General features: G+C 60.5%; 16 protein-coding genes. 7 read left to right on the forward strand and 9 right to left on the reverse strand.

What is annotated here, in order from left to right; all coding sequences use genetic code 11:
- Positions 1-71 precede the first annotated feature (71 nt).
- Positions 72-932 carry a helix-turn-helix domain-containing protein gene (locus tag BLW21_RS13360; RefSeq protein ID WP_092740837.1) on the reverse strand — a complete coding sequence of 287 codons (861 nt, stop codon included), beginning with the start codon at positions 930-932 and terminating at the stop codon, positions 72-74.
- Positions 933-1168: 236 nt separating this feature from the next.
- On the opposite strand from BLW21_RS13360, the gene BLW21_RS13365 reads away from it, so the two are divergent.
- Complete coding sequence (locus tag BLW21_RS13365; RefSeq protein WP_092740839.1) at positions 1169-1744, forward strand: ferritin-like domain-containing protein; 576 nt, start codon at positions 1169-1171, stop codon at positions 1742-1744.
- Positions 1745-1834: 90 nt separating this feature from the next.
- Here the strand turns inward: BLW21_RS13365 and BLW21_RS13370 are convergent, their stop codons facing one another.
- The 5 genes from BLW21_RS13370 to BLW21_RS13390 form a co-directional block, all read right to left on the reverse strand.
- Complete coding sequence (locus BLW21_RS13370) at positions 1835-4270, reverse strand: hypothetical protein (protein ID WP_092740841.1); 2436 nt, start codon at positions 4268-4270, stop codon at positions 1835-1837.
- 31 nt (positions 4271-4301) lie between these two features.
- Positions 4302-5483, reverse strand: a complete 1182-nt coding sequence (locus tag BLW21_RS13375; protein WP_092740843.1) for a DUF4249 domain-containing protein — start codon at positions 5481-5483, stop codon at positions 4302-4304.
- Between the two features lie 43 nt (positions 5484-5526).
- A complete protein-coding gene (locus BLW21_RS13380) occupies positions 5527-6735 on the reverse strand; it encodes a DUF4249 domain-containing protein (RefSeq protein ID WP_092740845.1) in 1209 nt (402 codons plus the stop codon).
- Positions 6736-9528 (reverse strand): TonB-dependent receptor, encoded by a 2793-nt coding sequence (locus BLW21_RS13385; RefSeq protein WP_092740847.1) that lies wholly within the window; start codon positions 9526-9528, stop codon positions 6736-6738.
- Positions 9529-9637: 109 nt separating this feature from the next.
- On the reverse strand, positions 9638-10405 hold the full coding sequence (locus tag BLW21_RS13390) for a hypothetical protein (RefSeq protein WP_092740849.1): 768 nt from the start codon (positions 10403-10405) through the stop codon (positions 9638-9640).
- 169 nt (positions 10406-10574) lie between these two features.
- Between BLW21_RS13390 and BLW21_RS13395 the strand changes: the two genes are divergently transcribed.
- Complete coding sequence (locus tag BLW21_RS13395) at positions 10575-11171, forward strand: 3'-5' exonuclease family protein (protein WP_092740851.1); 597 nt, start codon at positions 10575-10577, stop codon at positions 11169-11171.
- A gap of 148 nt (positions 11172-11319) precedes the next feature.
- Here BLW21_RS13395 and BLW21_RS13400 read toward each other — a convergent pair whose 3' ends face one another.
- The 3 genes from BLW21_RS13400 to BLW21_RS13410 all read right to left on the reverse strand — a co-directional run bounded on the left by BLW21_RS13400 (position 11320) and on the right by BLW21_RS13410 (position 13335).
- A complete protein-coding gene (locus BLW21_RS13400; RefSeq protein ID WP_092740853.1) occupies positions 11320-12135 on the reverse strand; it encodes a TPM domain-containing protein in 816 nt (271 codons plus the stop codon).
- Complete coding sequence (locus BLW21_RS13405; RefSeq protein WP_092740855.1) at positions 12132-12587, reverse strand: TPM domain-containing protein; 456 nt, start codon at positions 12585-12587, stop codon at positions 12132-12134. Before BLW21_RS13405 ends, BLW21_RS13400 begins: the two co-directional genes overlap by 4 nt.
- A gap of 169 nt (positions 12588-12756) precedes the next feature.
- Positions 12757-13335, reverse strand: coding sequence for a LemA family protein (locus BLW21_RS13410; RefSeq protein ID WP_092740857.1), 579 nt, complete (start codon positions 13333-13335; stop codon positions 12757-12759).
- Positions 13336-13521: 186 nt separating this feature from the next.
- On the opposite strand from BLW21_RS13410, the gene BLW21_RS13415 reads away from it, so the two are divergent.
- The 5 genes from BLW21_RS13415 to tnpA all read left to right on the forward strand — a co-directional run bounded on the left by BLW21_RS13415 (position 13522) and on the right by tnpA (position 18692).
- Positions 13522-14523: a sugar phosphate nucleotidyltransferase gene (locus BLW21_RS13415; protein WP_092740859.1), complete on the forward strand. Its 1002-nt coding sequence runs from the start codon at positions 13522-13524 to the stop codon at positions 14521-14523.
- Positions 14524-14594: 71 nt separating this feature from the next.
- Entirely contained in the window at positions 14595-15941 is a 1347-nt protein-coding gene (locus BLW21_RS13420; protein ID WP_092740861.1) for a hypothetical protein, read from the forward strand.
- Between the two features lie 136 nt (positions 15942-16077).
- Positions 16078-16470: a hypothetical protein gene (locus tag BLW21_RS13425; protein ID WP_092740863.1), complete on the forward strand. Its 393-nt coding sequence runs from the start codon at positions 16078-16080 to the stop codon at positions 16468-16470.
- Between the two features lie 221 nt (positions 16471-16691).
- Positions 16692-18140 (forward strand): hypothetical protein, encoded by a 1449-nt coding sequence (locus BLW21_RS13430; RefSeq protein WP_092740865.1) that lies wholly within the window; start codon positions 16692-16694, stop codon positions 18138-18140.
- Positions 18141-18263: 123 nt separating this feature from the next.
- The gene (gene tnpA / locus BLW21_RS13435; protein WP_092740867.1) at positions 18264-18692 is read left to right on the forward strand and encodes an IS200/IS605 family transposase; all 429 of its coding nucleotides are present in this window, start codon (positions 18264-18266) and stop codon (positions 18690-18692) included.
- Positions 18693-18700: the final 8 nt, after the last annotated feature.

Genomic DNA, 18700 nt, shown 5'->3' on the forward strand with positions numbered 1-18700 from the left:
AATGAGCCCGGTCTTATGGACATTCGGTTCAATCCATGGGCCGGACCAACGCCGGTTGGCACTGCTGGCGGCTAACCGGCCGGGTGCGCGGGCTGGGTGTGGCTGGCCCGGTAGGCGCTGGGCGCCATGCCGGCCCGCTGCCGGAACAGGCGGGTGAAGTAGAGCGGATCGTTGAAGCCGGCCTCGTAGGCAATTTCGCCGATGGGCAAATCGGAGCCCGCTAGCAGCGCCTTGGCTTTCTTGAGCTTCTCGGTGATAAAATAGCTGGTGGGGCTGTCGTGGTATATTTTTTTGAACGCTCTTTTAAAGGAGGAAAGGCTCAGATTACACAACTCGGCCAGCTCCGTGGTACTCAGATTGGAATACGTATGCAGGTCAATGGTCCTTTTGATATTGATATCCATGGGAGAATGCAGATGGGTGGCCAACGATAAAACCGACCCGGCGTTACCGGTTTGCACCAGCAGCAGCACTAGCTCCTTTATCTTCAATTCCAGTAAATCATCATTCACCAGCGCCGGATTCTGGAAATAAAACTCCAATGATTCGAGGTAGCGGGCAATAACGGCGTCGTGGCCGATAGCGGCGCTCGGACTGAACGAGGCGGTTTTTCCGATCAGGGCCGGCAACTCGGCGCTGTACAGCTGCTCCAGCACCTCGGGGTAGAGGTGGATGGCCAGCACTTCGACGGTCTGGCCGTTGAGCTTGTCGAGGAAATCGAGGAAGTAAGTGCCGCATTTCAGTAGCACCGATTCCTGACTGGCAATCAGTAAATTATCCTGGGCCGAAAGCAGCCGGGTGCCGGCTCCCGTCAGGTGTACGAAGCAACCCTCATTTTGAAAAATAGCCTCGTGCCGGTGGGGCGAGCGGATGAGTAGCTTTTCGAGGACGATTTTTCCCTTGTAAGTGAAGGTCTTTCGGTCGACAATCATGAGCAGAGCGGGTTGTGCCGGTGTAGTAGCGCGGGAGGTTATTGGCAGTGCGCCAAAAACTGCGGCGGCCGGCAGAAGGTTGCCACGGCGGCCGGAGAGGCAACGGGCCGCGGGCCGCAGAGGATAGTTGGAAAGCCGCCGACTTGAAAAACAAGGCAGCGAGGTAAGCCCGGCCTTAACCAAGTGCCGGCGAATGGCGTAAGCAGGTCGAAACTTGCATCCTATTCTCTTTCCTTATGAAATCTTCTGAAACCAAAACCGAATTCAAAAAAAAGGGCGGCCTGATTGGCAAGCTCGTAGGCGGTGCCCTATTGGCACTGGGCGTAAGCTACCTTGTCAATAAAAAGCAGGGTCAAAAAGCGCCTGTATCCGACAACGAAACCGATGCCCTGCACGAGTTGCTGCTGTTCGTGAACGACCGGATTGCCGGCTACAAGCGGGCCGTAGATGAGAGCAAGGACGCCGAGCTGACCGGCTATTACAAGCAGCTCGTAAGCCAGAGCCAGCAGTTTGCCAACCAGCTCAACCAGCACCTGCGGCAGTTGGGCGGCGGCCGCGAAACCGGCACTACGCTCAAAGGCAAGCTTTACCGCCGCTGGATGGACGCCAAAGCCACCGTTACCGGCTTCGACGAAAAGGCCATCCTCGCCTCCAATGTGTATGGCGAAGAGTGGGCCCTTAAAGCCTACAAAGACGCGCTCGAAAGTGAGAATCTCACCGGCCAGCTGCGTCAGGAAGTAGAGCGCCAGTACGAGAAGTCGCAGCAGACCTACGACAAACTTAAAAAGCTTGAAGGCAAGCAGTCGGCATAAGCTCCGGTATTCGACCAAAAATGCGGCCCGCATAGCTCCTGATTGGAGTTATGCGGGCCGCATTTTTGGTCGAATACCGGAGCTTATGCGTTACAAGACCGGCTGCACCTCCAATACAGTACGGCTACTGCCCGCCGCACCGGTAGCATCGAGGCCCTGTACTTCTATCAGGTAGCGGCCGGGCTGGTCGCCGGTGAAAAAATCTAGTGTTTGTGGGGCCGCGCCAGGGCCGGCTACGGTTACGGCTGGGTTCCAGTAGAGCAGTTCGCGCAGATCGGGGCGGCGGCTGCGTTGTTGCTCGGGCGTATCGTAGCGCGGGGCATAAAACTCGCGCTGCTCCTGCAGGCCCTCGTATTCTTGAATCAATACCCGCGGATCGAGCTGGAATCCTTCGAGGTTGCCCTTGTAGGTGCGTAAGCTCACGAGGCCCTCGTAGGCCGTTTCCCCCTGGAAGTAGCGGCTATTCACCACATCGAGCTGCTGGATTTTGAGCGGGTTCAGGGCCATTATCTTGTTCACATTGAACACTGGCACCCCGTCGAGTAGCACCAGGGGGTTTTCCTGAAAGATGCTCTTGTTCAGGTTATCAACAGTCAGCAGGTGGAACCCGTCGTTGCGGATGCGCACGATAACACCCGGCACGTACTCGCGCATTACTTCTTCCATCACCTTGAAGCGCGTGTAGGTATCGAGCCTGTAGCTGGCATCGGGCCGGCCATAGAAGGGGATGCTGTCGGTCGGCATCACCCGGTATCGGTCGTACTTTCGACCCGCAAACACCGTCTGCACCTGGGCCTGCAGGTGGCGGCGGGCGTAGGCGGGCTGCAAGCGGGTTGCCAGGTCGAGGGCGCGCGCCGCTGGCAGGGCCGCGAACTGCTCCGAGTAAGGGTCGAGCAGCGTGATGCGGGCGGTGCTGTCCTGGCGAGGGTCAGTCTGCAGCATCACTGTCTGGGGGCCGTACAGGTTGCCGGGCTTGAAAGCCACCAGCCCGTTCGCGTCACTCTGGTCGGCGTACAGGCGCACTACCCGGCTCGGCGACGAAAGGTAGGTTGTCAGGTTGGGGCGCGCCTCGTCGGTGCCGGCGCGGGTCAGGCGGGCCTGTACTACGGGGCCATAAAGCTCGGGCTGAAAGGCCGCCGGACCCCCGGCAGGCCGTAGCACATCGGCCCATTTAAAGCGACTCCAGCCCTGCACGAGCAGCAGCTCATCGGTGGCCGCCTCCGCCTCGGGGCCGGTAGCGGCAAAGTAGTAGCCGGGGTTATCCACGCTGCCGCGCAGCTCCGAGGTCAGGCCCAGGTACTGGTCGATGGCCGGGACCGGAGCGGCGTTTAGCGAGTCGAGCCGGTACACGGCCACCGAGAGGCTGGCGGGGCCGGCCGCGTTGGTGGCGGCCACATCCAGGCGCACTTTCGAGCGGAGTGAGTAGTTGGGCTGGTCGGGGCGGGCGGTAAAAGTCAGGCTTCGGCGCGGCCGCTGAAAAAACAGGCGCTCGGCCAGCGGCTGGCGCGCTTCGCTGAACAACGTGAAGCGCGATACGCCGTCGGGCAGCTCGCGCTGGTTGATAGTCAGCTCGGCCCGGCCATTCTGCAGGCGTAGGGGTTGGGCCAGGGCGGCCCGCTGGCGGGCATGGGCCAGCAGCAGCACCGTTTGGGGCTGGCCGGGCGTCGCTTGCACGCTTAGCGTGAGCTGGCCGGGGCTGGCGGCCGGGGCTACGTGCAGCACGTAGCCCTGGTCGCGCACGGCCGGTAACCGGCTGGTAAACGCCGGTGGGCGGGGTTGTCCTGGCTTACTCGGCCGGCTGATAACGGCCGAGTAAGCCGCCGAACCGGTTGCAGCCGGCGTAAGCTCGAAGCTGCCCATACCACCCCGCCGGGTGCTGAAAGTGGCTACCGCCGCCCCCTGGTCGTCGAGTACGGTGCCGGTAGCTGCTATGCCCCGGCCGCGCTTATCGGTAATCTGAAAGGCCACTTTGCTCCGCAGCCCGCGCACCAGCTCGCCGCCTTCGGGGAAAAACCGGGCCTCCAGCGCCGCCGAGTCGGGGGCTGGTACTGCGCCCGAAGCGGCGAAGGTGTTCACAATGGTTACGGTGCCGTGGAAGAAGGCTTCGGGTCCGAAGTTCTGCATCCAGCGGGTGTAAGCCCGCACCGTGTAGCGGCCCGAATGCAGCGACGAAGGCAGCAGAAACGTGCCCTGGCCTGTGGCTTCGCGCAGCGCCACCTTGCTCCGCAGCACCGGCCGACGCGCGGCATCGAGCACTTCCACGTAGGCCACGCTGCTCAGGGCCTGGGGCCGCACCTCGGCCCCGCCGGTGGCATACACCTTAAACCACATGGTTTCACCACTCAGATACAGCGGCCGGTCGAGGTGCAGAAACAGCTCCTCGCGGGGCATTTGCCGGGCGTGGCGGCCCAGCTGGCCGGTAAGGCCCCCGAGCGAGTCGAGCGGGGCCTGGGCCTGCGCCGTAGTGGCCATTGCCAGCAGCCCGGCCAGCAGCAGGCCGCCGGAAGGATTGGATACGTAGCGCATCAAGGGACGAAATAGAGGCATAGAAAGCGTATCAGAAGGATTCTTTGGGCCAGTAGCTGGGCCGTACATCAGTACCCCGCCGGCGGCAGTCAATGCAGGTAGGTATCGACCAGGTGTAGCCCGATATTCCGAAAGGTCCTACGATAATGCCTACCGGAACAATGCCGGGGCTTTTAAAGAGGTAGGCTTCATACACGGACAGGGTATCCAGGCGGGCGCACCGGCCATCGTACTCGCTGGCAATGCGCAACGAGTTACGCAGTTCACTCCGACTGATGAAAATCCGCTTCTCGGTCTGCGAATGGGCACCCACGTACCCCAGCACGGGTTCGGTCGGGTCGGTCAGGGATTGCACGTTGCCCGTGAGCTGCACCGGCTGCGGGTCGAAGAGCGTGCCCAGGCTTTCGGTGTTCTTCTTGAGCGTCGTCCAGTACTGGTGTTCTTCTTTGCTGATGGCGTACTGCTGCACCAGCAGGCTGTAGCGACTGAACAGCGGCTTGGAAAGAATCGGCAGGGAATGGAAAAGCTGGTCGCGCACTACGCTGCTGCTAAGGGCCGTAAGGTCGGCCAGCCGAATAGAGCTGACTTGCTGACCGGTCCAGCACACGCGCGGATAGCGCACCCGGATAGGCCGGATTGTGTCGTTGACGTACTCGATGATGGGAACATGGGTGGGGACTATTTCCCAGGTTTCGGTGCCTTGCCAGCGGAAGTAGCGGGCCTGGCCGGTTTCGTCGTGCGCGTCGAGGCTGATGTTGATTGCCTGATCGTTTTCGCTGCGCCAGCGCACCGAGTCGATGGGGGGCGTCAGCAGAACGGGCACGAAGGCCGACGCGTACGCGGTGTTGCGCTGCGTGCTGATTTGCAGGCGGTACTGCTGCGTTTCGTCGAGCCGAAGCGAGTCGGAAACATAGGTGCCCGACGCAATTTCGCGCAGCAAATACCGGGCGCCATCCTGCTGGCCCTCGATAGTGAGCGAAGCCCCGGTTTCGAGCGGGGTAGCTTTATCGGCAGCCAATACGGTTGTGCGCGAAAGCCGGATGCGGGTGCGGCCCCGGGCATTAAGGAAGCCATCGACTACCAGGTAACTGGTTGTAGGGTCGTTGATAACGTCGGGTGCGTAAGGCTCAACGCACCCTGCCAGCCCCGCCAGCAGCCAGGCACCGCTCCAAAGCTTCCTTGAGCGAAGAAAAGTACCAGGGCGAAAGGGCATAAAACGGATAGTTGGTAGAGGAACAATAGCTGGCGAGTACTTACTACCAGAACGAGGGCTTTACGGCCGTACCGCGGGTGCGGCAGTCGATACAGTCGCGGGCTTTGGCCGTGTAGCCGATAATACTGCCGGGCCCATTACCCGGGATGGAGCTGATGGGGAGTAGCGCCTGACCACCGAACGCTATGTCAATAGCTAGCTGCGGTTCCACGGGTGAGAAAGCGGGTGGGCGGGGCACAATGAAAACCGTATCGGGCGGCAGGCAGGCCTCGTAGCCCGATTGCCGGCGCCATTCGGTGGGCAGCTCCTTATAATCGATGAACAGGCGCTGCTCGGTAACCGAGTGGGTACCTACAAAGCCCAGGACCATAGCGTTGGGGTCGGTCAGGCCGCGCACGTTGCCCGTTACCTGGCTGGGCTGGGGGTCGAAGAGCGAGCCAATGGATTCGGTGTTCTTTCTGAGCTGCTCCCAATACGTGTATTCCTCTTTGGTGAGGCTTTGCTGGCGCACCAGAATGCTGTAGCGGCTGTACAACTGCGGATTCTGGGCGCCTACTCCCTGAATCCGAAAATCCGATACAACATCCTGTCCTAAAGAGGTTGTTTTGGTAAGCACAATGCGGTTCGACTGCTCGGTGCTCCAGCAAACGCCGGGGTAAGGTACCCGAATCGAGCTGACAGCGCGGTTGTAGTACTCGATGTTGGGCTGGTAGGGCGAGCGGATTTCCCAGGTTTCAACATATTCCCAGCGGTAATACTCGGAGGCCCGGGTGTCGTCGTGGGTACTGACGAGGATGTTGACGCTATTGCCCTGGGGTTTCCAGCGCACGGCGTCGATGGGGGGCGTCAGCTTCACGGGTAAATAGGCTGAGGCGTACTCCTGGCCCTTGCTGGTGGCGATGCGCAGCCGGTAGCGGTGGGCCGGGTTGAGGCGGGTGGCGGGCGCAACATACACGCCGGGCGCGGTTTCTGTCAGCCCAAAAACCACCCCCAGTGCCTCGTCCTCCACCTGTAGTCGGGCTTTGGCTTCGGGCGGCGGCGTGGCCTTGGCATCGAGCGAGGCCGTGCGCGACAGGCGGATGCTGGTGGGGCCGTCGGCGTTTATAAAGCCGTCAATTACCAGAAAGCTGGTTGGCGCGTCGATAACCTCGGGGGCATACGGCTCTACGCAGCCGGCCGAACCCGCCAGTAGTAGCAGCAACAGCAGCCGGGAGGCCAACAGGCCAGGGCGGAAAATGGATAACGCTGCCATTTAAAACTTGAAGTTATAGGTAACCGTTGGAATAGGGCGGCCGAAAATCGACAGCTTATAGCCCTTAATCTGCCCGTTTTCCGACTTGAAATAAATCGAATAAGGGTTCTGGCGCCCCGTCAGGTTGTACACCCCTACCGTCCAGGAGCTGTGCGCCAGCTTCTTCACCTTATGGTTGCCCTCGATGTTGAGCGCTAAGTCAGCCCGCAGGTAATCGGGGACCCGGTAAGCGTTGCGGTCGGAGTAGAACACGCGCAGCGAGTTGCCGGCGTAGTACTTGGCGATGGGCAGCGTAATGGGCCGGCCAGTGCTGTAATTGAAGTTGAGCGAGGTGCTGAAGCGGCGGCTAAAGCGGTAGTTGCCCACCAGCGTCACGTCGTGGGGCTTGTCGAAGTTGCTGGCGTAGTAGCGGCCGTTGTTGATCTGGTCGGCGGGCGTGCCGGCGTTGGCCCGCACCAGCGAGCGGGAATACGTGTAGCTGATCCAGCCGTTGACCTTGCCCGTCAGCTTGCGCACCAGCACCTCCACCCCGTAGGCCTTGCCCTCAGCGTTGATGATGTCGGTTTCGATCTGACGGTTGAGCAGCAGCACCGCCCCGCCCTTGTAGTCCACAAAGTCGCGCAACGACTTGTAGTAAGTCTCCACCGATGTTTCAATGGTGTTCGACTTGAAGTTGCGGTAGTACCCCACCGATACCTGGTCGCCTACCTGGGGCCGGATGTTGTTGTCGGCCAGCTTCCAGGTGTCGGCCGGCGACACGGAGGCCGTGTTGGTGAGCTGGGTGATGTACTGGCGGGTGCGGTTGTAGCTGAGCTTCACCGACGAGTTGTCGGAGAGCGAGTAGCGCGCCGATACCCGGTACTCGGGGCCGTGGTAGGTGGCCAGCACCTTGCCCGCCCCGTAGCTCACGGTGTCGATGATCGTATTCTCGGAGCGCGATTCGCCGGGCGCGTACTCGTACACGGTGCGGGCGCCCAGCGCGTTGTAAAGCGAGTAGCGCAGCCCCACCGAAACCGACAGGCGCTGGTTTACGTCCATCTTATCCGACACGTACACGGCGCTCTCCAGGGCCTGCTCGCGGTCCAGGATGTTGGGTACCACCAGCGAGCCAGCGCTCAGGGGCGTAAGGCCGCCGGGGCTCACGTTGTACAGCAGCGAGCTGACGCCGAAATCGATGGAGTGCTTGGGGTTGGGGTAATAATTGAAATCGGCCCGCACACTGGTTTGGTTGATGGAATACTTGAGCCGCGACGAGTTTACTTCGTTGCCTTCGCTGGTGATGTCGTAATCGTAGTGGCTGAAGGCGCCCGTGAGCACGCCGTAGAGCTGGTTGCTGAAGTTGTGCCGCCACTTCAGGCTGGCCGATTTGTTGGCGTAGCGGTACGTGGTATCGGAGGCCAGCCGGAACCGGTCGGAGCTATAATAACCGGTGGCGTACACCGCGTCCCGGTCGCTGAACTGGTGGGTGAGGTGGGCGCTCAGGTCGGAGAAGGCGGCCGAACTCTGCCGGAATTTTTTGTCGGAAAGCCGGCGCAGAATCCAGTCGGAGTAGCTGGTGCGGGCTCCAATCAGAAACGAGCTTTTCTCCTTGATAATCGGCCCTTCCAGCGTCAGGCGGCTGGTAAGTGGCCCAATGCCGCCGGCCCCGCTGAACTTCTTCTTGTTGCCCTCGCGGGTCGTAATGTCGAGCACCGACGAGAGCCGGCCGCCGTACTTGGCCGGCATGGCGCTTTTGTACAGTTCCACACCCTGCAGCATATCGGGGTTGAAGGCCGAGAAAAACCCGAACAGGTGCGAGGGATTGTACACGGTCATGTCGTTGAACAGAATCAGATTCTGGTCGGTGGCCCCACCGCGCACGTTCAGGCCGGTGCTGCCTTCGCCCACCGATTTTACGCCCGGCAGCGTGAGCACTACCCGCAGAATATCCGCTTCGCCAAAGGCCGTAGGTACCTGCTTAATGGTCTTGATATCAAGCTTTTCGAGGCCCATCTGGGTGCTCGATACATTCTTGTCCTTCTCGCCCTCAATTACGACTTCCTTCAGCGTCGTAATGTCTTCTTCCACCTCAATTTCGAGGCGCCCGCTACCGCGCAGAATTACCTGGCGGCGGGTATTTTTGCTGCCCACACTTCGGACTTGCAGCGTGTAGCGGCCGGCCGGCAGCGTAAGCGAGTAGAAACCGAACTGGTCGGTGCTGGTGCCCACGCTCGGCGATTCGGAGAAGATAGTGGCCCCAATAACCGGCTCGCCCGTTTTCACGTCGCGGATGTGGCCGGCCAGCGTAGCCGGGCCGTTGCCGCCGCCCATCCCAATTTCGTACACCTTATACTCGGCTACCGTTACGTAGCGCGAACGGCCGGGCGTGGCCGTAGGGGCCAGCTCGTCGGCGGGCGCGGCTACCACCGGCCCCTCGGCCAGCGTGCCGGTCGGCCGGAAAAACAGGCCCGGCAACTCGGCCTCAATACTGACGCCGCTCGTGATGAAGGCGCGGCCATCGGCAGTGAGGGCGAAGCGGTAAGGCGTGCCCTCAAACACGCGTTGCAGCACTGTGGCCAGCGGCAACGCGCGCGCCGCCAGGCTCACCCTAAAGCTGTCGGGCGGGGCCGTAGCATCATAGTAGAAGCGGTAGTCGGTCTGGGTTTCCAGCTCGCGTACAAACTGCCCGAACGGCACCCGCGTAAAGTCGCCGGTAACGGTTTTGGCCGGGGGCGCCAGCTGCTGGCCGTAACCGCGCGGCCCGATCAGCAGCAAGAGCGACAGCAGAAAAAGTAGACTGTATAAGTGCTTCATACCAGAATAAAAGCGCGGGCGGAAAGGAGGTGCCAGCCGCAGGCAGCCAGCTTTAAGATGAATTGCAGCAAGTGCAGAAGCGACAGGCCGGCTTAGGGCCGGCCCGCAGCTAGCGGGGTAGGAGCTGGTTGTAATAGTTGACCAGCGTCAGCGCGTCGTTCTCGAACCGTTTCTTGTTCAGCTTCAGCTTGTTCTGGCGCACATAAGCACGCACCTCCGGCTCGCGGTCGGCCAGCAGTTTCTGCACTGCCGATTTGGAGTTGAGCGGATAGTAGCGGCCATCCCGGTGGGCATACAGCCGGTCGGCAGTAACATATTCAGCCCTTACTACGCGGCTTTCGATGCGCTCCAGCTGGCGCTTGGCGCGGCGGGCCAGTAGCTGCACCGGGCCCTCGGCCAGCACTTCGTAGTAGCCGGTAGCCGCTAGCCCGCCGGCCGTGGTATCGGCCTGTAACTTCTCGAAGAGGTGGCCGGCTATGGTAAACCGATCCAGCTTCTCGTTCACCAGCCGGAGGGTTAGGGGGCTGGTGGGTTGTTTAATCACCACCTGGTCGAGCACCACATCGTACTGCAGCTGAAGGTTATCGAACGGCTGGGCACGATAAAGTGCGCTACCGGGCTGCGGATCTGGTGTCAGGAAAAACTGATGCCCCACCCGGGCGGCGTAGCGCATGGCATAGTTCACATACTCGGGGCCGTTGTAGAGTAGCGACGAAATAGGGTCGGCGGCGCTATAGACCTGCCGGGCGGCCGCTGGAGCTGGGGTGGCGTAGGTGGTGGCTAGCGGCGGCTCTAGCTGGCTTTGGGCCTGGCTGGCATTACCGGCCAGCAGCAGGGAGGTAGTCAGCAACGAGGCGAGGGGTAGTTTTAACAGCATAGCGTAACGGAGCAATAGGTAAGTAAGCATAAGGATAATAGTGGAAGCAAAAAACGCAATAATCCAGCAGATAACAGCAGGCCTGATGAAGGCAGTCCGAAATAAACTGCCGGGCTGCCTGTGAGCTAGTCCCCAACAGTGACCGGGATGTTCCGTACACGGTTGCATTATGCGTTATATTTCTCTCGACCTCGAAACCACCGGCGGCCGGCCCACCCGCCATCAGGTACTGGAGTTGGCTGCCGTGGTAGAAGACACCAAAAACCTGCGGCCATTGGCCGAGTTGCCCTATTTCCGGCGCGTGGTGCGCCATTCCGATTACGTGGGCACGGCCGGGGCGCTGGCCCTCAATGCGGGCCTGCTGCGCGAACTGGCCCAGAAAGAGCCCAACCCCGAGCTGTGCGAGCCCGCCGAACTACTGCCGCAACTGCGCGAGTTCCTGCTGGCTCAGGGTTTCAAAACCGACAAAAACGACTGCGTAGCCGTAACGATGGCCGGCAAGAACATTGCCTCCTTCGACCTGGGGTTTCTGCGCGAGCTGCCCGGTTATGGCACCTTGGTGCGGGCTGAACCCGCCATGCTCGATCCGGCCGCCTTCTACCTCAACTGGCGCAAAGACACCCGCCTGCCCACCATGCAGACCTGCAAGGCCCGCGCGGGCTTCACCGACGATACCGTGGCCCACCAGGCACTGGCCGATGCGCTCGACGTCATCGAGTTGCTGCGCCCGTTTTATGAGCGGCCGGTCTATCGAATGAGTGAATGAGCGACTCAGTGAATGCGTGAAAAAAGACCGTCATTCTGAGCGAAGCGAAGAATCTCGCGTGCCATAGTAACCCCTGATGGTAGGATTACTATGGCACGCGAGATTCTTCGCTTCGCTCAGAATGACGGTCTTTTTCAACCACTCGCCGCTACCAGCTGCCGGAAGCCCCGCCGCCGCCACTGCTGCCCCCGCCGAAGCCCCCGAAGCCGCCGCCGCCAAAGCCGCCGCCGCCGCCACCCCCGAAGGTGCCGCGCCCGCCGCTAAAGTCGCCGAAGATGAGTGGCGGAATCATGCTGCCGCCGAAGCCGCGGTTGCGCCGGCCACCGCCGCTCCCACCACCGCGGTTACGGAACAGGATGAACAGAATCAGCACTGCGATAATAATCCAGAACAAGAAGCCCGAGCCACTATCGTCGGCCGGGGCGCGCTGGCGGGTGGTTTGGTCGGCTTTGTACTCGCCCTGGGCCAGCGAAATCAGCTGGTCGGTAGCGCGGTCGAGGCCATTGTAGTAGCGTTCCTGCTTGAATGCGGGAACGATGGTGTTGGAGATGATACGCTTGGAAATGGCGTCTGGAATAGCGCCTTCGAGGCCGTAACCGGTATGAATGCGGGCCTTGCGCTCCTGCTTGGCTACCAGTAGCAGCACCCCGTTGTTGTTGCCCTTCTGGCCAATACCCCAAGCCTGATAGAGCTTCTGGGCGTAGTCGAAAATGTCGTAGTCGCCCAAGCTGGGCACGGTTACCACGGCAATCTGCGACGAGGTGGAGTCGTTGTAGGCTACTAGCTTTTGCTCCAGGCTGGCCACCTCGTCGGGCCGCAGCATCCCGGCTAGGTCATTGACAAGGCGGGGCGGGTTGGGGCGGGGCGGCACGTCCTGGGCGGTGGCCACCAATGTCAGCAGCAGCAGCCCAAAGGCCAGCAGCCAGCCGGCCGGCCGCCGCAAGTTCAATAGCAAATACCTCATGAGCGCTTGGGGGTCGGGTCGCCGAACGAAATCGAGTCGTCCAGTTCGTTCTGGTCGGTAGCGGCATCGTAGGGGAAGTAATGCTGCAGCTGCTCGCCCGCCAGCCGGATACCGGTTTCCAGGCCCAGCACGTATTTTTCGGTGCGAAAATGCTGCAGCACGTTCTCCTTGGCCGTTTCCCAGAAATCGTCGGGTACGGCCGAGTTGATGCCCGCGTCGCCGATAACGGCGAACTGCCGGCTCTGCCAGGCCAGGTAAAACAGCACACCGTTGCGCTGGGCCGTGTGCTGCATCCCCAGTTCGGCAAACACCTGCGCGGCGCGGTCGAGCGGGTCGGGCGAAGGGCAGGTGTCTTCCAGATGCACCCGGATTTCGCCCGAGGTGCGCAGCTCGGCCTGCCGGATGGCTTCTACCAGCGCCGCTTCCTGATCGGGGGTGAGGGGATTGGTCATGTCAGTTGCCGGTTTAAACTGTAAAAACTATCATGCTGAGCGAAGGTGCAGCCACAGTCGAAGCATTTCTACCGCATTAGTAATCATTACTATGGCAACGGAACGGGAGAGATGCTTCGACTGCGGCTGCGCCTTCGCTCAGCACGATAGTTCTTTGGCTAATGCCAATTTAAAACTGTACCGTCGGAGCTTTCTGCGAGGCGGCGTCGGCTTCGAAGTACGGCTTCTCAGCAAAGCCGAACAGGCCGGCAAACAGGTTGTTGGGGAAGCTCTTGATGTAGGCGTTGTAGTCGTTGACGAGGCCGTTGAACTTGTTGCGCTCTACGTTGATGCGGTTTTCAGTGCCCTCAATCTGCGCCTGCAGCTCCTGGAAGTTGGCGTTGGCTTTCAGCTCGGGGTAGTTTTCCGATACGGCCAGCAGCCGGCCCAGTCCGGCACCTACCTGGCTCTGGGCAGCCTGGAATTTCTGCAGGTTCTCGGGCGTCAGCTGGTCGGCGTTGATTTGCACGCTGGTCGCCTTGGCCCGGGCCTCAATCACCTCGGTCAGGGTCGATTTCTCGAAGTTGGCCGCGCCCTTCACCGTGTTCACTAGGTTCGGAATCAGGTCGGAGCGGCGCTGATAGGAACTCTGGACGTTGGCCCACTGGCCCTTCACGGCCTGGTCCTTGGTTACCATCGAGTTATAGCCGCACGACGACTGAGAAAGCATCAGCACGATGCCGGCAAAATAGAGCAGAAAACGTTTCATGGGAGAGAGAGGTTTAGGGAAATGGAAGAAAGGGAGAGGGAAAACCAGTTGTAAAGTGCCCGCGCCGAAAGTTATTGGCTGGCGCGGGCTGCGCTGCAAAGTACGAATTCGCGGCCCGGCGGTTGTGTTGTGGGCCGCTCGGCGGCTATTGTGTATTTTGCGCTCCGGCGCTTCCCGACTCTGTTTATGAAAGTAGTAATTCCTGTAGCCGGCATCGGCTCCCGCTTACGCCCCCACACGCACACCCAGCCCAAAACGCTTGTGCCGGTGGCCGGCAACACCATCCTGGGTCATATCATCGACCGGCTGGTAGAGGCCGACGTACACGAGTTCGTCTTCATCATTGGCTACCTCGGCGAGAAGGTGGAGAACTACGTGCGCCGCCAGTATCCCGATCTGAACGTTACCTTTTTGGTGCAGGAGCCTCGCGAAGGCATTGCCCACGCGTTGTGGCTGGCCCGCGAGCAGTTCCGCTACGAGCCCGACGGCGTGCTCATCCTGCTCGGCGACACCATTGTCGATGTGGACCTGCGGGCACTGATAGCCATGCCGGGCAACGTGCTGGCCGTGAAGGAAGTGAAAACGCCCGCCCTGTTTGGTATCGTGGAAACCGGCCCCAGTGGCCGCGTGACCAAAGTGGTCGAGAAGCCGCGCATCCCCAAGTCGAACTTCGCTTTGGTCGGCCTCTATAAGATTGCCAACGCCGACTGGCTGGCCTCGGCCCTGGAGCGCATCGTCGAGCAGGGCCAGCGCACCCACGGCGAGTTCCAGCTCACCGATGCCCTCATGCTCATGATTGAGGATGGGGCCGAAATGGTGACTGTGCCGGTGGATAACTGGTTTGACTGTGGCCGCAAAAGCTCGCTGCTGGAGGCCAATGCCCGCCTGCTCAACCGGCCTGAGTTCCTGCGTCGCCACGACTACCCCGAGTTTCCCGACACCATCATCATCCCGCCCGTCAGCATCGGCCAAGATTGCCAGATTGCGGGCTCCATCATCGGTCCCAACGTGGCCATCGGCGACCGGACCATCGTGCAGAACGTCATCATCAGCGAGTCCATTATCGGCTCCTACTCCGAACTGCGCTCCGCCGTTATGCACGACTGCATCGTGGGCTCCGACGCCCTGTTCAAAGGCACCAAGCACAGTTTGAATATCGGCGACAACACCGAAATCGACTACAGCTAAGTACTTGGGAGCCTGCGGAGCGCTCCACGAAGGTCCCAACCCTCCCGCAAGATTGTCGTTACTTTAACCCGATGCGCTACCCAAACTCCCTCTCCTGCCTGCTGCCCGCCCTGGGCCTTTCGCTGCTGCTGCTGCCCGGCTGCTACTCCCGCTCCGATATAAAAGAGGAGGGAGGTAAGGCTGGCACAATGACTGAAGCAGTTGTCGGCGACGGCCCGGATGCCTCGTCCGCTGCATCTGAAACGGCTGCTACCGATCAACCCTTGCAGCGCGTGAACGTGCTGCTGGAAGTGTCGGGCTCGATGGAGGGTTTTATGCCCAAAACGGCCGCCGATGGGGGAAATACCCGGTTTCAGCAGCAGGTAGCACAGTTTCTGTCGGAAGTGAACCGTATGCCGGCGGTGAAGCAGAAGTCGTTTTTCCTGCTCAAAGACAAACCGTACGCCGAGTCGTACGCGGCTATGTCGACGACGGTGCGCGCGGGCATCCGGCAGCCGGCCAAGAGCACCGAGTTGCCCGCCGTGCTCGATACGCTGATGACCCGCTACTACCAGCCCGGCACCGTGAACGTGCTGATTTCGGACTTCATCTACTCGCCCAAAAACACTGGGGCTATTCCCTACATCAAAACCGATATTACCGACGCCCTGCAGCGTAACGGCGCGCAGTCGGACTTGGCCGTATCGGTGTACGGCTTCACCTCCGACTTCCGGGGTACCTACTACCCGGCATTGGTGGCGGGGGGTAAGAAGGCTAACTGCTGCGACACCGATATCCCGTACTACTACTGGGTTATCGGCCCAACCAACGCTGTGCGACAGTTTGACGCCGCCCTGCTAACTGCCGAAACAGCTCGTCAGGCGCACTTCGGCGTAACGTACCCACGCCCGGCCTACTCGGTGCTCGATAAGTTTGAGAACCAGGGCAGCTGGTACTACGGTGACGCCGGGGCTAGCAAGCGTGCCGCCGACAGCTACCGCGTGGTAGCCATCAGCGAGGCTTCGGCCCAGCAGCCGGTGGAGTTTGTGGTGGGCCTCGACCTGCAGAACCTGCCCGCCCAGTACCGCGAGCTGGCTTATCTGCAACAGAACCTGCAAGTGCAAACCGTGGACACCGATGCCAAATTACTCGGTGTAACCGCCGCCACCGCCCAGACCCGCGGTAGCAGCGGCCCGCAAAGCCGGTTCACGCACTTTGCCAAACTCCGCCTGACCAAAGTACCGCCCGCCTCGCGCCCGCTGGTGCTCAGGCTGCAAAACCAGCGCCCGGCCTGGGTAAGCCAATGGACGACGAAAAACGACGCCGTGCCGGCCGCCAAAACCTTTGCTCTGAGCGGCTTGCTTGATGGTCTCCAGGCCTCGGTGCCGGCTCAGCCCACCATCTTCGAGCTTCCCCTGACGCTGCAGCCGGCCAAGTAAGCGGCCGGGTTGGCACGATAGTCGTTTGGGGGGGCGGTGCCGATAAGTGCTTTGGTCTTTCAGTTCGGGCCGCAATTTCATTTCTGTTGTATCGTTTCACGAGTTGCCGGGCCGGTGCCGGGCGTTAATCTTCTGCATGAAAGCATTCTTCCGCTTCCTCTACGAAATCATTGGCAACCCTCAGCCCCCAGCCGATACGCCGGTGTACCGCGACGTGGTGTTCCCCAATATCGGCCTGCTGAACATCGGGTTGTCGCTGGGCTTGGTCGTAGTGTTCTACCTGCTCATCAACCGAGCCATGGGCGTGGCTACCTTCAACAAGGGCCGCCATTGGGGCCTTTTTCTGGGTCTGAACGCCTTGCTGGCCTTCGTGATAGCCATCTGGCAGGCCCACTCCCAGCAGGTCGCCGACCACAGCTACATCTACTGGCTGGCCACCTGGAACGCCATTCTGAGCCTGTTCTGGTTCTTCGTTCTATCCCTGATCTTCAAGCGTGGCTCGACCAACGCCAGCACCACGCCGTTTTAAAGCTAGAAATTAAAATTAGCTCCCCTCCTTGAAAAGGAGGGGCTGGGGGTGGTTGATTCGTTGCACAAGGCTACCATAAAATGCTGCCAACTGAACGACACCATTATGGCTTGTTCAGCCAAACAACATCAGCAACGAGCCAACCACCCCAGTTCAGCCTTGCGGCTGAACGTCCCCTCCTCAGCTGAGGAGGGGAGTTTCGTTCAACACCAGCAATAATCATGGCTAAACTCTTCTTATTCGGCATTGGCGGCACGGGCTCCCGGGTCATTCGTTCGCTCACGATGCTGCTGGCGGCCGGCGTCGAGTTGCCCAACTGCGACCGGGTGGTGCCCATCATCATCGACCCCGACGCCCACAACGGCGACATGAACCGCACGGTGCAGCTGCTCCAGAACTACCAGCAGATTTACAAGCACCTCGGCCCCCGCGAAGAAGGTTTCTTCCAGACCGATATCAGCACGCTGAGCGGTATTTCGCAGGATGTGAACGGCTCGGTGAAGGACACGTTCATCTTCGATTTTGGCGGCATCAACCAGAGCTTCCGCCAGTACCTGAGCTACGACGGCCTGTCGGTGGACTCCAAGGGGCTGGTGGATTTGCTCTTTACCCAGGACAACCTGGAAAGCCCGCTCACCATCGGTTTCCGGGGCTCGCCCAACGTGGGCAGCATCGTGCTGAACAAGCTGGTGGAAAGCCCCGAAATGCGGTTTTTCGCCGATAATTTCCAGGACGGTGACCGGGTGTTCTTCGTGTCGAGCATCTTTGGCGGCACGGGCGCGGCGGGCTTCCCGCTCATGCTCAAGAACCTCAAGGACCCCAACACCCGCCTCAGCAACGCCCGCTATCTGCGCGACGCGCCTACCGGGGCCGTGACGGTGATGCCCTACTTCGCCCTCCAGAGCGAGGACAACGCCGTCATCGACTCCAACAACTTCCTCACCAAAACCAAGGCGGCGCTCAGCTACTACGAGCACAACCTGCCGGGCCTCGACGCGCTCTACTACCTCGCCGACACGCCCGACACACCCTACGAAAACCAGCCCGGCGGCACCCAGCAAAAGAACAAGGCCCACGTAATTGAGCTGCTGGCGGCCCTGAGCATCGTGGATTTCATGCGCTACTCGCCCGCCGAGCTGCGCACCGGCGGCCCGCACTTCCACGAGTACGGCCTGGGTTCCGATGCCCCCGAAATCCAGTTCAGCCACCTGCCCGACGAAACCCGGGAAATCGTAGCCAAGCAACTCACCCAGTTCCTCTACTTCACGCGCTACCACAAGCAGCACCTGCCCACCGACAAGGCGCCCTATCACGACAACCTCAAGCTCGATTACGCTCTGCGCAACGAGCCCATCTTCAAGGAGCTGAACACCTTCCTGCACAACGCGGATTCGGGGGTGGATCAGTGGCTCCAGGAGCTGGCCCAGAACCGCCGCGCCTTCCGCCCTTTCGACCTGCAGACCGATGATTTCAACGCCATGATTCTGGGCAAGCCGGTGGAGAAGAAGTGGAACGACTTCTTCAACAAGGGCCTCGGCCACAACTACCTGCTCGACAACCTCAACAAAACCGAAAAGTCCCTGGCCGAACCCGACAGCTTCCGCAAGCTGCTGGAGCTATTTTATCAGGTGACCGATAAGGCGTTTGAGGAGAAGGTGAAGGTGGTGTAAAGCCCACGCGGCCCAGTGTCCCAGGGTTGAAACCCTGGGCTAATCAGCGGATACGTTGAACACGCTTTCCATAGCCCAGGGCTTTAGCCCTGGGAATCTAGAACAAGACGTTAAAACAGCAGCATGAGCCACGTTTTTCAGTCGTTGTGGGTGCATGTAACGTGGGCAACTAAAAACCGGCAGCCTTGGCTGACGGCTAAGTTGAAACCGTTGGTATTTAATCAGATTCGGCATATTGCTGAAAAGGATAATATCCACCTCGACTTTCTGAACGGCATATACGACCATGTTCACTGTCTGCTTTCGTTGCGTACTACTGACCGGCTCGACTTGGTGATGCAACAACTCAAGGGCAAAAGCGCCCACTGGGTGAACGAGCAGCAACTAACGGATTTCACCTTTGGCTGGCAGAATGGCTACGGCGCATTTTCTGTGAGTCCGTCGCACGTGGAGCGCGTACGCAACTACATTCGTAATCAGGAAAAGCACCACCAGGAACAGGATTACTGGCAGGAAATGGAAATGCTGGAAAAGATGGCGCGGGTGTCGTAGCCTACTCC

The organism is Hymenobacter psychrophilus (assembly GCF_900107135.1).
GTDB classification, from domain to species: domain Bacteria; phylum Bacteroidota; class Bacteroidia; order Cytophagales; family Hymenobacteraceae; genus Hymenobacter; species Hymenobacter psychrophilus.

Bases quoted from the DNA above. Each gene is read 5' to 3' on its own strand.
- BLW21_RS13360 (WP_092740837.1), bottom strand. From the start codon at position 932: ATGATTGTCGACCGAAAGACCTTCACTTACAAGGGAAAAATCGTCCTC.
- BLW21_RS13365 (WP_092740839.1), top strand. From the start codon at position 1,169: ATGAAATCTTCTGAAACCAAAACCGAATTCAAAAAAAAGGGCGGCCTG.
- BLW21_RS13370 (WP_092740841.1), bottom strand. From the start codon at position 4,270: ATGCGCTACGTATCCAATCCTTCCGGCGGCCTGCTGCTGGCCGGGCTG.
- BLW21_RS13375 (WP_092740843.1), bottom strand. From the start codon at position 5,483: ATGCCCTTTCGCCCTGGTACTTTTCTTCGCTCAAGGAAGCTTTGGAGC.
- BLW21_RS13380 (WP_092740845.1), bottom strand. From the start codon at position 6,735: ATGGCAGCGTTATCCATTTTCCGCCCTGGCCTGTTGGCCTCCCGGCTG.
- BLW21_RS13385 (WP_092740847.1), bottom strand. From the start codon at position 9,528: ATGAAGCACTTATACAGTCTACTTTTTCTGCTGTCGCTCTTGCTGCTG.
- BLW21_RS13390 (WP_092740849.1), bottom strand. From the start codon at position 10,405: ATGCTGTTAAAACTACCCCTCGCCTCGTTGCTGACTACCTCCCTGCTG.
- BLW21_RS13395 (WP_092740851.1), top strand. From the start codon at position 10,575: ATGCGTTATATTTCTCTCGACCTCGAAACCACCGGCGGCCGGCCCACC.
- BLW21_RS13400 (WP_092740853.1), bottom strand. From the start codon at position 12,135: ATGAGGTATTTGCTATTGAACTTGCGGCGGCCGGCCGGCTGGCTGCTG.
- BLW21_RS13405 (WP_092740855.1), bottom strand. From the start codon at position 12,587: ATGACCAATCCCCTCACCCCCGATCAGGAAGCGGCGCTGGTAGAAGCC.
- BLW21_RS13410 (WP_092740857.1), bottom strand. From the start codon at position 13,335: ATGAAACGTTTTCTGCTCTATTTTGCCGGCATCGTGCTGATGCTTTCT.
- BLW21_RS13415 (WP_092740859.1), top strand. From the start codon at position 13,522: ATGAAAGTAGTAATTCCTGTAGCCGGCATCGGCTCCCGCTTACGCCCC.
- BLW21_RS13420 (WP_092740861.1), top strand. From the start codon at position 14,595: ATGCGCTACCCAAACTCCCTCTCCTGCCTGCTGCCCGCCCTGGGCCTT.
- BLW21_RS13425 (WP_092740863.1), top strand. From the start codon at position 16,078: ATGAAAGCATTCTTCCGCTTCCTCTACGAAATCATTGGCAACCCTCAG.
- BLW21_RS13430 (WP_092740865.1), top strand. From the start codon at position 16,692: ATGGCTAAACTCTTCTTATTCGGCATTGGCGGCACGGGCTCCCGGGTC.
- tnpA (WP_092740867.1), top strand. From the start codon at position 18,264: ATGAGCCACGTTTTTCAGTCGTTGTGGGTGCATGTAACGTGGGCAACT.